Below are 13806 nucleotides of genomic sequence, written 5' to 3'. Positions count from 1 at the left end.
GTGGCCTGCTCCCATCTGCAAGATAAATTTAGGCCGACGAAGGGCGAAATACAACGTCGGTAGCTAAGCACTTAACATACGAGAGGCAAGCAATGATCCGTTCTTCGAACATGCGGGAAAAGCTGTTGGCTGCCGCAATAATAGGCACATTTTCCTCGCAAGCATTCTCCGGAACAGTAACCACTGACGGAGCTGACATCGTTCTGAAGACCAAGGGCGGTCTTGAAGTATCGACTTCTGACAAGGAATTCAGTTTCAAACTGGGCGGTCGCGTTCAGGCCGACTACGGCCGTTTCGATGGTGTCTTCACCAAGAATGGCGATACCGCTGACGCCGGCTACTTCCGTCGCGCCTACCTTGAGCTCGGCGGCGTTCTGTACCGCGACTGGAAGTATCAGCTCAACTACGACCTTTCCCGCAACACGGGCAACGACTCCGACGGTTACTTCGACGAGGCCAGCCTGACCTACACCGGTTTCAAGCCCGTCCAACTGCGATTCGGTCGTTTCTACACCGACTTCGGTCTTGAGAAAGCCACCAGTTCGAAGTGGACCACTGCCATGGAGCGGAACCTCTCGTACGACCTGGCGGACTGGATCAACGACAACGCCGGCATGGGTGTTCAAGCCACCAGCACCATCGCTGACATGGCTTATGTCTCCGGTAGCGTTTTCAGCGAAACCAACAACAACTCGGATGGCGACAGCACCAAGCGCTACAACGCACGTGCCGTGTTCGCACCGCTGCACAGTGATGGCAACGTCCTGCACGTCGGTGCTCAGTACGCTTACCGCGACCTCAAAAACAGTGCGGTCGATACCCGGATTCGTTCGCGTCTTGGCGTTCGCGGTGTAGATACCAATGGCGGCGGCGATGCCGGCACCAACGGCAACCGCATGCTGTTTGGCGGTGCCGCCGCACAAGATGGCCTGTGGAAGGACGATTCGGTCTGGGGTCTCGAAGGTGCCTGGGCCACCGGCCCGTTCTCGGTGCAAGCGGAATACCTTCGCCGCAAGCTGAAAGCTGACCAGGCCAACAGCGACATGAAGGCCTCTGGTTACTACGCCCAGATGGCTTACACCCTGACCGGCGAGCCGCGTATCTACAAGCTCGACGGTGCCAAGTTCGACACTATCAAACCAGAGAACAAGGAACTGGGGGCCTGGGAAGTTTTCTACCGCTTTGACGATATCAAGGTCGAAGACGGCAACCTGGTCACCGCAGCGGATCAATCGAACGAGCGCAAGGCCAAGAGCCACACTGTGGGTGTGAACTGGTATGTCAACGAGGCAGTGAAACTCAGTGCCAACTACATCAACGTGCGTACTGACAATAACGAGAACACCGTGGGCGACGACAGCGGCAATGCAATCGTGACCCGCCTGCAATACGTCTTCTGATCCCTCTCATCAGTCTGACGTGAGAAAGCCGGAAGCGCTCAATGTGCTTCCGGCTTCCCTGTTTCTGACGTGATCGAGCTTGGAGCGTCCTCCTCCTACCTGCTCTCGCTCACCTGATGACCTCTCTTGCCAAAACTCGGCGAATCTGGTGTGATTGCCGCGTCGGGTTTTGCATGGTGGCCGTGCAAGCAAACCAAACCTGACTCCTACTCATGATTGAACCTGATTCGACGTCCAGCTTCGCGTCTAACGGCCCTACAAGCGCAGCTACCCCAACGTCGCTCATTAGGGGATAGTCATGTCTGCCAAAAAGCTGCTTCAACCTCTCGCTGCTCAGCTGCACGCCTCATTCTCGGCTTCCGGTCGCCCGTACGCTCACCAGCACATTCACCAGTTGCTCCACGCTGCCATTGGCTCCGTCTCCCCAGAAGTTGACTCCCAAGACAATCTGCCAATCCAGGTATGCCGTGACAGCGACAGGCAGTACAACCTCTACGAGACGATTGAGCGGGCGAAAAAGTGCTTGGGATTGACCGATCTTCAAGCAGTCGGCGTGGCTGAAGAAGTCATCGAAGTACTACGAGCTGCAGGGATAGGCGTGAACCAGGTTCGCCTGCTCCTCGACCCCTCCTTCACCTCGAAGACTCGTAAAAAGGCATTCAAAGCCCTTTGCAAGAATCTGGATCTGAACGAGCTCGGCGATCGATTCGTCCCGAAAACGGCGACGCTGGCCATTGCGGCGGGTATGGCACCGCCTCCGAAAATCACGTGGAAAGATCGCTTCGCACTGGCTGCAGATTTCCCTATACGGGGACAGAGCCAGCTCGTCGAAATGGTGACTCGAAGCGAGTGCTATCTGTGGGTATTTCCGCCGACTGATCATCAAGCTACGGCTTCGGCGAGTCACGAACGCTATTTCGGTGAACAGACCCATCCGAGCGCTGAGATGGGCATGGGGTTCACTATCATCGATTCCGGATCGACCCGCCCTAAATTTCCGATGCTCTCCAAACAGCCGGAAGAGACCTTCATCCAGTATTCACTTTCGGCGCCGATGTGGTTCTGGCGCGCACAAAGTAACACCTGGCGGCTGGGAAACATCCTGCGCTCCAAGATCCTTGACGGGGCTCCTTGGCATAACGAGCCCTTGAGCGATGTGCTGCCAGGTGGTCTGAAGTCTCTGCCGCGGATTTATGGGTGCACCACCTGCCAAACGCTGTTCGTCGAGAAACACAGCGGCTATCCGGATGTACCCACTCAGTGCCAATGCGGTGAGGCGAGCAGCACGCGTGACCAAAACGAGTCACCTGCTCTCAATAGCTGATTTTCCTTACGGTGGCGGGCTATGCCCCCCGTTAGGGATTGGCTATGGGAGCGGGATTCGCTCACCCCAAACCTGAAGGCGCCGCCATCTAACCGAGCGATATGAGCTGAATGCTCGCGGAGTAGATATGCAGAACAGTACCAACAAACAAGACACCCTGGCGGCGATCAATGCACTTGTGGAGATTGCGTATGATCAGGGATTTGCGAACGGACAAGGGGTCGGCAATCAAGTCGGTTTCGTAGCCGGTGTCATGAGTCTCAAAGCTGCGTTGGCCTGCGGCTTAAGGCACGGCTCACCTGAGTGTGGGAAGGCCCTTGAAAGCCTCAAGCGCATCGGGATCGACGAGTGAGAAAAGTACGGGTCGTGCGCTGATCGCGCACGACCCGTACTTCTACTTCAAGTCATTTCCCTGCTTAGCTTCATGATTGAAGCTCAGGGATCAGGAGCTTCTGCGGTAGGCCAACAACCGCAAGGCGTTGAAGACGACCAGCAGTGTGGAGCCCTCATGGATCGCAACGGCGGCACCAATGCTCAAGCCCATGATGGTAGACGGAACCAAGATGGCCACAATCCCCAAGCTGACGAACAGGTTCTGGCGGATGATCGATCGCGTGTGACGGCTCAGCCCCACCGCAAATGGGAGTTGCCTGATGTCGTCAGCCATAAGCGCGATATCAGCCGTTTCCAGGGCGACATCAGATCCGGCAGCCCCCATTGCGATGCCAACGCTCGAATTGGCCATGGCAGGGGCATCATTCACGCCGTCACCCACCATGGCCACCCTGGCGCTGAGGCGCAGGTTCTTGATGGCCTTGACCTTGTCTTCCGGCATTAGGTCTCCCCACGCCTCATCTAAGCCAACTTGTTTGGCTACCGCCTCTGCAACGCGGTTGTGGTCCCCAGAAATCATGACCATGCGGTCGATGCCCATCTCTCTGAGTTTCTGGAGTGCCTCTTTGGCACCCTCTCGGGGTGTGTCCAATAGCCCGATAGCGCCCAGATCCTTGTCAGCGCGACGTACCACCATGGTTGTGCGGCCCGACTGACGCAGACGCTCCGCAGCCTCCAAGGCTGCCTTGCTCAGTGCGGGAATACCATTGGTACCGAACATCTCGACCTTGCCAATCCAGACGAACTGCCCATCAAGCTCGGCACGTACGCCGCGGCCAATCATGTTGCTCATGTTCTTGGCTTGCAATCGGCGCCGTGTGCCAATCATCTCTTCACCGTCACGCACAATTGCCGCAGCCAGCGGATGGTCGCTCATCGACTCCACAGCGATGGCGACGTTTAGTAGATCCTCGATCTGCGTGCCGCCTACCGGTATTACATCGGTGATGCGTGGGCGCCCTTCGGTCAGGGTACCGGTCTTGTCGAATGCCATGGCATTCAAGGAGCCGAGCTCTTCAAGCGGTGCACCGCCCTTGATCAGCACGCCACCTCGGGCTGCCCTGGCGATGCCAGATAGAATGGCGCTTGGTGTTGCGATCGCCAGCGCGCAGGGGCTGGCTGCAACCAGTACGGCCATCGCCCGGTAGAACGAGTCACGGAACGGCTCATCAAGGAAAATGCCGGCAAATAGCAGCCCGACTACCAGCAGCAAAACCAACGGGACGAATATGCGTTGGAAGCGGTCCGTGAATCGCTGGGTCGGTGACTTCCTGACTTCGGCTTCACTGACCATCTTGATGACCCGCGCCAGGGTACTTTCCGTAGAGCGCCGTGTTACCTCAACCTCGATGAGCGTTTCGCCATTGATGGTACCGGCGAAGACTTTCGAGGCTGCATCCACTGCATCTGGCTTGCTGCGTGCGAGTTCGGCATCAGGGACAGGTTGCTTGTCCACGGGGACGCTCTCACCGGTTACTGGCGCCTGGTTGATACTTGAGGAGCCCACTACAACAAAACCATCGGCCGGTAGGCGGTCATTGGGGCGCACGATGACAACGTCACCGGGAACCAGCAGCTCCACAGGCATTTCCAACGTGCCATTTGCTCTGCGTACGATCGCGGTGGCTGGTGCGAGCTTGGACAGTGCCTCAATCGCTTTCTTGGCCCGCCCCATCGCGTAGCTTTCAAGGGAATGCCCCAGACTGAACAGGAACAGCAGCAGAGCCCCCTCCGCCCAGGCGCCAATGCTCGCGGCACCGGCTGCGGCGAGAAGCATCAGCGAATCGATCTCGAAGCGTTTCTGGCGGATGTTGCTGATCGCTTCCTTGGTGGTGAACCATCCACCGAACACATAGGCCGACACGTACAGAATCAGGGGCAGTCGATCAATCAGGTCAAGTTGTCCTGCGAGAGCTCCGGCACCCAGGAGGGCACCACAGATCAGCGCGAAAATCAGCTCCGTGTTCATGCCAAAAATGCCGCCATGCTCATGGCTATGACCTTCATGCCCAGCTTGGTCATCAGGGCGTTCAAGCAAACTCTTCATAACTCGTCCCTTCTGGGGTCAAGGCTTCCAATTGCCCTCTGCAGTTGGGAGCCGTCGCGGTTGGTTAGCTAAGACCTATTGCACGGTTTGCCCCGGCCCAGGCGTTAACATGTCAAAACCATGGGGCATCGGGCGTAATAAAAAATGCCAGGCACTGCCTGGCATTTATGAATTCTCTAATTGTTCTGTTCAAATCGTTTACTACTTGTTGTTGATGCATTGCGAATACATCGAGTAACGAACAGTCTTGAGCGTGCCCTGGGAGTCCTCGAAGGTCATCAACCGTGGGTAGACCTGGCAGGTACGTGGGTCCTGCGACTGACGTACGAACTTAGCAACGTCTATCTTCATGCCATATTTGTAATCCTGAATCTCTGGCATTGGCTTGCCATTTTTCTCCGCGTACTTGGCCACTGCGGTCTGGTGCTCCTTGGTGTATTGCAGCTGCTTGCTCTCGGAAAAAGTGTTGGCCTGCGAAGCCACCGAGAAAACAACAAGTGCAGCAGCGATAATTAGCTTTTTCATAAAACCCTCTCAATTTCAAAACTTCTCGGGCGTAACCTTAGCAATGCATAGGCATCACCGGCATGACGAGAAACTTACAATTTTGAAAGGTAAGTGCATCTACTTCACTTTAAACAAAAAAGCCCACAACACGTGTTGTGGGCTTCTCTTTAGCGGAGCCTGTTAGCTAACCACTTCGGCCTCGTCGCCGTCTTCATCCTTGCGGTGTGCCCAGTAATACAGGGCAGGCAGTACCAACAAGGTCAATGCGGTGGAGGACAGGATCCCGCCAATCACCACAGTCGCCAGTGGCCGCTGAACTTCTGCACCGGTACCGGTGGCCAAAGCCATCGGGATGAAGCCCAGGGAAGCTACCAAGGCAGTCATCAGAACAGGTCGCAGACGGGTTAATGCACCTTCATCGACTGCCTGCCTGAGCGTTCGCCCTTCCTCCCTTAGCCCGCGGATGAAGGCAATCATCACCAGGCCGTTCAGTACTGCAACGCCGGACAGTGCAATGAAGCCGACACCTGCCGAGATCGACAGTGGGATGTCCCGCAACCACAACGCCACAACACCACCGGTGAGTGCGAATGGAATACCGGTGAAGACCAGCATGCCGTCCTTCAGGTTGTTGAACATCAGGAACAACAAGGTCATGACCAGCAGCAAGGCGACTGGAACAACGATCTGCAGCCGTTTGGCAGCCGACTGCAGCTGCTCGAACTGGCCACCCCAAGTCGTCCAGTAGCCCGCAGGGATTTGCACCTTCTGATCCAGCGAAGCGGTCGCCTCCTCAACGAAGGATCCCAGGTCACGGCCTCGAACGTTGGCACTGACGATTACCAGACGCTTGCCGTTCTCGCGGCTGATTTGGTTCGGGCCCAGTTGCAGGTCCAGATTAGCGACCTGCGACAGCGGGATGAAACCGATCTGGTTGGCACCCTGAGCCGCATTGGCAGGCACCGGAATCAGCAAACTGGACATCCCCGCTACGTCGGTGCGAACGGTCTCAGGCAGGCGCACTACCATGTCGAACCGACGGTCGCCCTCATACAGCGTGCCGGCCTGGCGACCACCCACGGCGATAGCGATCGAGTTCTGAACATCCGCGATGTTCAGGCCGTAGCGTGCTGCTTTCTCGCGGTCGATGTTGATTGTCAGCACCGGCAGGCCGGATGTCTGCTCAACTTTCACTTCCGACGAGCCCGGTACCGCTTTGAGCGCTGCCGCGATCTTGTTGGCGGTGTTGTTGAGCACGTCCATGTCATCGCCGAAGACCTTCACAGCGACATCACTACGCACGCCCGAAATCAGCTCGTTGAAACGCAGTTGGATTGGCTGCGACAACTCGTAGTTGCTTCCTGGAACACCCGCTGCGGCCTTCTGCACCTCAGCAATCAGCTCATCGCGAGGCTTCTTGGGGTTAGGCCACTGATCCTGAGGCTTGAGCATGATGTAGGCGTCGGAGGCGTTCGGTGGCATCGGGTCAGATGCAATTTCCGCGGTACCCGAGCGTGCGAACATCCGCTCGACTTCAGGCACCTGCGCTATTACCGCTTTCTCCAGACGCTGCTGCATCTCGACGGACTGAGTGAGGCTCGTTCCAGGCACACGCATGGCCTGCATCGCAAAGTCACCCTCACTGAGGCTTGGGATGAACTCGCTACCCATACGACTTGCCAGCACACCACTGAGCACGACCAAGGCTACTGCGGCCGAGAAAGCGATGTTCCGATGTCCCAGCACCCATTGCAGAACCGGCTCATAGCGCAGTCGAGCTGTGCGCATGACCACGCCTTCCTCTTCCTTCACCTTGCCAGTGACGAACATGGCAATAGCTGCAGGAACAAAGGTAACGGACAGGATCATTGCGCCCAGCAGAGCCATCACAACGGTGAACGCCATAGGGTGGAACATTTTGCCTTCGACGCCGGTGAGGGCGAAGATCGGCAGGTACACCACCATGATGATCAGCTGACCGAAGATCAGCGGCCGGCGAGCTTCTCGCGCCGCGGCAAAGACCTCGTGGAAGCGTTCGGTTTTGGTGAGCATGCGGCCATGCTTATGCTGCGCATGAGCCAGTCGACGGATCGCGTTTTCTACAATAACCACGGCACCGTCGACGATGATGCCGAAGTCGAGTGCCCCCAAACTCATTAAGTTGGCACTGACCTTGTTGTTGAACATGCCTGTGAAGGTGAAAAGCATGGACAGCGGAATCACCATCGCGGTGATCAGGGCTGCACGGATGTTGCCGAGGAACAGGAACAGAATCGCGATTACCAAGATCGCGCCTTCTACCAGGTTCTTCTTCACCGTCGCGATGGCTTTTTCAACCAGGTTGGTACGGTCGTAAACGGTCACAGCCACCACGCCCTTTGGCAGGGTGCGGTTGATGTCCGCCAGTTTGGCGGCGACAGCTTGAGACACAGTACGGCTGTTTTCACCAATCAGCATGAACACGGTACCGAGCACGACTTCGCGGCCGTTCTCAGTAGCAGCACCTGTGCGGAGTTCTTTACCGATGCTGACGTCAGCAACGCTGCTGATGCGAATCGGTGCACCATCCACGCTGGTGATCACGATGTTGGCGATGTCTTCGATGTTGCCTACCTGGCCGGGCGCACGGATGAGCAACTGCTCACCATTACGTTCGATGTAGCCGGCGCCGACGTTGGCATTGTTACTTTCCAACGCTGCGACCAGGTCATTGAGGGTAAGCTTGTAGGTAGCCAGGCGCTTAGGATCTGGCGCAACCAGGAACTGCTTGGCATAGCCGCCGATGGTATTGATCTCGGCTACACCCGGGACGTTGCGCAGCTGAGGCTTGATGATCCAGTCTTGGATCACGCGCAGGTCGGTCGGGGTGTAAGGCGTACCGTCCTCTTTGACCGCGCCATCTTCGGCTTCAACGGTCCACAGGAAGATCTCGCCGAGGCCGGTAGATACCGGGCCCATAACGGCCTCTACGCCTTCTGGCAGCTGTTCCTTCGCAACCTGCAGCCGCTCGTTGATCAACTGGCGGGCAAAGAAGATGTCAGTGCCATCCTTGAAGATCACGGTGACCTGAGACAAGCCAGAGCGAGACAGGGAACGGGTCTGCTGAAGGCCCGGGAGACCGGCCATGGCCGTTTCAACTGGAAACGTGATCCGTTGTTCGGTTTCCAAAGGCGAATAACCAGGCGCTGCAGTGTTGATCTGCACCTGGACGTTGGTGATATCGGGTACCGCATCGATGGGCAGCTTTTGATAGCTGTAGATACCGATACCCGCCATGATCAGAACAGCGATCATTACTACGATGCGCTGCTCGATGGCGAATCTGATGATACGTTCAAACATGAGAAATCATCCTGTCAGTTCGCATCAGTGACCGTGTTCGGCAGAAGCTTTGCCGAGCTCGGACTTGAGTGTGAAGCTGCCACTGGTTGCTACCTGGGCGCCGGCTTCAATACCGTCGATGACTTCCACGTACCCATTGTCGCGACGACCCAGTTTTACCGGGCGGGTGTCAAACCCATCTGGGGTGCGTACGAATACCGAGGGTTTGTCTTCAACGGTCTGGACTGCGTGCTCAGGGACCGCTACGGCAACTCGATCAGTCTGGGAAGTGACCGCAATGTTCACGAACAGGCCTGGACGCCAGGCACCGTTGGGGTTGGTCAAGGTGACGCGGACAGTGGCTGCGCGGTTTTGCTCGCCCAGCAGGCTCCCGACATAACCCACCTTCCCTTCGACCTCGACATTCATGTCAGGCGAAGAGACTTTCACCGCACGACCAGTCGTGACCTTGCCCAGATCTGTAGGCGGGACGGCGAAGGTTGCCCAGACCTGATTCAGGTCAGAAAGGATGAAGGCGTTGGTCGCCTCGCTGACGACTTCGCCAACGGTCAGGTGTTTCTCCACCACCACGGCGTCGAAAGGAGCTCGGAGTTCGTAACGATTACCGCCAACGGAGTTAACCGAAGCACCGATCGCACCGACCTTCTGCTTGGCGTTGGCCAAGGAGATCTCCGCTTCTTGCAGCGCTTGGCGTGCTTGGAGGTAGTCTTGCTCCGCGGAAATCTTGTCCTGCCACAGCTGCTTCTCACGCTCGAAGGTCACTCGCGCCAGTTCGACGCGACGCTGTGCGGCCTGTTGTTCGCTGCGCAGGTCAGAGATCTGCTGGCTCGCGATTACAGCGAGGACCTGACCCTTTTTGACCGTCTCACCCAGGTCGGCTTGGACAGTCTCTACAACGCCAGGAACACGAGGAACCACGTGGGCGGTCCGGTCTTCATCGAAGCGAATTTCGCCCGGGAAGCTCACGACTGTACCCAAGTCACGCGGCGCTGCAGCTTCCAGGGCAACGCCGGCAGCCTTGATCTGCTCAGCGCTAAGCGTCAGCTTGCCCTCTTCTTCACCGCCCTCTTCGCTGTGGCCTTCTTCACCATGGCCCTCATCACCCTCCTCTTTGGCGGCAGATGCGGCTTTCTTTTCGTCGCCATGGCCATCGTTAGCGCCATGCTCGGCGGTACTAGCGGCCTGCTGTCCAGAACTGTTGTTCCAGGCAAGGCTGCCAAATCCGAGGGCTGCCACAGCGGCTACCGCGAGGGCGATCTTGCGTTTGTTATCCATTGCTACTCCTGCTGATCGTAGGCACCGGCTTGTTCAAGGCTGTGTGCCGAAGAAAATGTTTGGCCCGTTCAGCGAGCGCCGGCAGTTGAGCCGACTTCGCCATAAACCCTTTCCACCTGCGCACGCGCATTGGTCGCCGCTGCCAACGATTCGAGATATTGGCCACGAGCGACGATCAAGGTGCGCTGGGCATCCAGCACTTCGATGAAGCCGAATTTGCCCATCTCGAAGCCGCGGGTTGCGGTATCTACGGCTTGTTGGGCTGACGGCAGAATGGTCTTGTCGTAGGACTCGACCTCCTGCATGGCGGTGGACCACTGGTTCAACGCGGTTTGGGTTTCGGTGCGCAGCCGCAGCTCCACAGCATTGCGCTGGTCTCGGGCCTGATCTGCACGACGAGAAGCGGAAAGAATGTTGCCCTGGTTGCGATCAAACAGCGGCAAAGGCATAGAGACGCCCACAGTGTTGACACGCTCGCGCACAGAGCGGTCGTACTGGCTACCTACGCTGACGGTAAGGTTCGGGATACGCTGAGCTTTCTCTGAACCGAGCGAGGCATCGCTCTTGTCGATCTGTACCACGGCCTGGCGCATTTCTGCGGTCTGATCGAGCTTCGCCAGCAGCTCTTCAGTCCGCGGTGGCAGTCCCGGGGAGAGGGTTGGCGATTCGAGTCGATCAAAGACGGTGACCGAGCTCCCGGTAATTTGAGCGAGTTGCTGGTAAGCGGTCGTCTTTTCGGTTTCGGCACGTCGAACTTGCAGCTTTGCTTCGGCCAGTTGTACTTGGGCGCGGGTGGCCTCTACTGGAGACGATTTACCTGCGCGAACACGACCATCGACGATGCGGAGACCGCGCTCAGTCAGTTCGAGAGATTGCTTGGCCAGGTCAAGGCCTGTCTGGGCCCGCAATGCGGCGTAGAAGGCCTGTACGACGTCTGCCCGCAGACCGTTCACGCGACGGTCCAACTCCAGCTGTGCGGCGGTCTGCCCGTAAGTGGCGACGTCAACACGAGCTCCCCGCTTACCACCCAGCTCCAGGGTTTGGCTAAGCGACACGGTCGTCGTGCTGGTGTTACGACGGGTGTCTTCCACGTCGTACGAAATAGTGGGGTTGGGGATAAGCCCGGCCTGCTTGCGAGCACCATCAGCGATGCCAATCTCTTGCCGGGCCGCGGCCAGGTCAGGGTTGGCATCCATGGCCGTCGAAAGCGCCTGGGGCAAGCTGATGCTTTGAGCAAGAGCTGCAGGTGCCATCAATCCAGAGATGACTGCACAGAGTGCAGCGATCTTCCAGGGCGAGACGGAGGTCTTGGATAAGACATTGCGGTTATACCGGGGCACTTTGATGGTCCTCGTGCACAAACTTCGATAAAGCTTGGCGAGAACGCCGAAACAGCTGCCAAGCCCCACTTGATTAGGTGATGGCACTCTAATGAGCGGTAGCTATCAGAGGGGTGGCTAGAAAATTACAATTTCGTAAGAAAGTCCTGTAATGCCCGAAAATACTGGGAAACCAAACCCGGCACTAGGATTTCGTTACAAGCAACGGAGATGGCAAACACGCGGTGCGAAGGCGCCGAATAACAGGCAGATGACGAAATTGTAATTGTCCTATCACCCTCCCGTTATCTTCGGCCTGCAAATATGAGCTCGCGCTACGCTAGGCGCGCCGCCGGGTCAGAACAATTAACGACACCCGCGCCGGTAAACATAATAAAAACTGCCGTGAATCAAAGGAGCATCGGATGAAAATCAAAGTACCACTGTATTTGGCGGCAGTTTCTGCGCTGTCTGGAAGCTACGCTATTTCGGCACAAGCTGAAGACAAGCCAGAAGGCTTCATTGAAGGCAGCAGCCTTACAGTGTTGAACCGTAACTTCTACTTCAACCGTGATAATCGCGACAGCACCGCCCCCACTTACAACAGTGGCAAGGGCAATACCAACGGCTACTCCGAAGCCTGGGCGCACGCGATCATCAGTAAATTCAACTCTGGGTTTACCCAGGGTACCGTTGGCTTCGGCGTTGATGCCTTCGCCATGATCGGCCTCAAGCTCGACACCGGTGATGGGCGCAACGGCGGCCGTAGCTCCTTCGACGTGCTACCCGTTGATAACAAGGGCGAAGCTCGCGACGAATACACCAAGGTCGGCGGTGCAGCCAAAGTCCGCTTGTTCGATACCATCGTGAAAGTAGGTGATGTTTTCCCATCGACTCCGGTCGTTGCATCCGGTGACTCTCGCCTGCTGCCAGAAAGCTTCCGCGGCGTGACCGTTGAGAACACCAGCATCCAAGGCCTCACCCTTCAGGGTGGTCGACTGCACGCCATGAGCCAGCCAGTCTCCAGCAACCTGAACGACAACTTCGTGACCTTCTACGGCGGCCCGGTCAACTCGCCATGGATCGGTTACGGTGGTGGTGACTACTCGATCAACGACAACTGGACTGTGAGCGTCTACGCCAGCCAGCTGAAAGACGTCTGGAATCAGTACTACGCCGGCACCAGCGTTGTTTACCCGCTGAGCGACGATCTGGCGCTGATCGGTGGCTTCAACTACTACAAAGCCGTAGATGAAGGTAAGAAGCGCCTGGGTGAATTCGACAACAACATCTGGAGTGCCAAGGTCGGCGTGCGTTACGGCGCCCACACCCTGGCCCTGTCGCACCAGCGCAACAACGGCGACGACGATTTCGACTATCTGCGTCAGTCGGACTCGATTTTCGTCGACAACTCCATCCAGTACAGCGACTTCAACTCGCCGAAAGAGCGTTCCTGGATGCTGCGCTATGACCTGAACTTCACCAGCTACGGCATCCCAGGCCTGACGTTCATGACCCGCTACGCCAGAGGCTCGGGCGCGGATTACTCGAACGCTAACCAGTTCTACATGCGCACCGACGACAACGGCAACCCGCTCGACAATCAGAAGCGTTGGGAGCGTGACGTCGAAGTCAAATACGTTGTGCAAACCGGTCCGGCAAAAGACTTGTCCTTCCGGTTGCGCCAGGCAACCACGCGTGCCACTGCTTTCGAATCGGATCTGGATGAAACTCGTGTAATCATCGAGTACCCGCTTTCGATTCTGTAATTCGCTGAGCGGGCCAGTCTTTCGACGGCTGGTCCGATTAGTAAAACGAGCATTACGAATTCACCTTGAGTGGCTTAATTGCTCCTTTGGTAAAAGGTGGATATTTGGCGCCCATTGGGCGCCTTTTTTTTGCCTAAAATTCAAGTAAGCGTTCGATTGTACGCATTGCATGCCGGTGAAGTTCATGACTACACCAATGACCAGTCTCCTCAACATGAGCGACCTCGCCGTCATCCGAACGGAACGAAGCTAGCACAAAGAAGAAAATAACCCAGTATTTCATATGGTCAAATCATCCGCTGGAGAGAGGGCCCGCAACTGTCAAACCCAAGCCGCGACAAGATATACCTCCAGACTATCAACTGTATTACCTAGAAATTACAAATCCGTCATTTGAACCCCAACACGCTCATTTTGATTTACCATCCAT

The 13806-nt window shown here is 56.8% G+C and carries 9 protein-coding genes; 4 read left to right on the top strand and 5 right to left on the bottom strand.

The features are described from left to right. The first annotated feature begins 92 nt into the window (after positions 1 to 92). The 3 genes from ACODSV_RS00810 to ACODSV_RS00800 all read left to right on the top strand — a co-directional run bounded on the left by ACODSV_RS00810 (position 93) and on the right by ACODSV_RS00800 (position 3076). Positions 93 to 1400 (top strand): OprO/OprP family phosphate-selective porin, encoded by a 1308-nt coding sequence (locus tag ACODSV_RS00810; RefSeq protein ID WP_003253440.1) that lies wholly within the window; start codon positions 93 to 95, stop codon positions 1398 to 1400. Positions 1401 to 1698: 298 nt separating this feature from the next. Then, positions 1699 to 2724, top strand: a complete 1026-nt coding sequence (locus ACODSV_RS00805) for a hypothetical protein (RefSeq protein ID WP_150054644.1) — start codon at positions 1699 to 1701, stop codon at positions 2722 to 2724. 127 nt (positions 2725 to 2851) lie between these two features. Then, positions 2852 to 3076, top strand: a complete 225-nt coding sequence (locus tag ACODSV_RS00800; RefSeq protein WP_003253436.1) for a hypothetical protein — start codon at positions 2852 to 2854, stop codon at positions 3074 to 3076. Between the two features lie 90 nt (positions 3077 to 3166). Here the strand turns inward: ACODSV_RS00800 and ACODSV_RS00795 are convergent, their stop codons facing one another. The 5 genes from ACODSV_RS00795 to ACODSV_RS00775 all read right to left on the bottom strand — a co-directional run bounded on the left by ACODSV_RS00795 (position 3167) and on the right by ACODSV_RS00775 (position 11628). Further along, complete coding sequence (locus ACODSV_RS00795; RefSeq protein ID WP_009682002.1) at positions 3167 to 5164, bottom strand: heavy metal translocating P-type ATPase; 1998 nt, start codon at positions 5162 to 5164, stop codon at positions 3167 to 3169. Positions 5165 to 5365: 201 nt separating this feature from the next. Continuing rightward, complete coding sequence (locus ACODSV_RS00790) at positions 5366 to 5689, bottom strand: DUF2790 domain-containing protein (protein WP_003253432.1); 324 nt, start codon at positions 5687 to 5689, stop codon at positions 5366 to 5368. A 162-nt stretch (positions 5690 to 5851) separates the two neighbouring features. Beyond that, entirely contained in the window at positions 5852 to 9013 is a 3162-nt protein-coding gene (locus ACODSV_RS00785; protein WP_003253428.1) for a CusA/CzcA family heavy metal efflux RND transporter, read from the bottom strand. Positions 9014 to 9037: 24 nt separating this feature from the next. After that, positions 9038 to 10288 (bottom strand): efflux RND transporter periplasmic adaptor subunit, encoded by a 1251-nt coding sequence (locus ACODSV_RS00780; protein WP_003253426.1) that lies wholly within the window; start codon positions 10286 to 10288, stop codon positions 9038 to 9040. A 68-nt stretch (positions 10289 to 10356) separates the two neighbouring features. Further along, entirely contained in the window at positions 10357 to 11628 is a 1272-nt protein-coding gene (locus tag ACODSV_RS00775; protein WP_016712696.1) for a TolC family protein, read from the bottom strand. Positions 11629 to 12032: 404 nt separating this feature from the next. Here ACODSV_RS00775 and ACODSV_RS00770 point away from each other — a divergent pair, with 404 nt between their 5' ends. Continuing rightward, complete coding sequence (locus tag ACODSV_RS00770; RefSeq protein ID WP_003253422.1) at positions 12033 to 13376, top strand: OprD family porin; 1344 nt, start codon at positions 12033 to 12035, stop codon at positions 13374 to 13376. The last annotated feature ends 430 nt before the right edge of the window (positions 13377 to 13806 follow it).

The organism is Pseudomonas sp. FG86, assembly GCF_057808775.1.
This window is presented reverse-complemented; position numbering and strand designations above follow the sequence as displayed.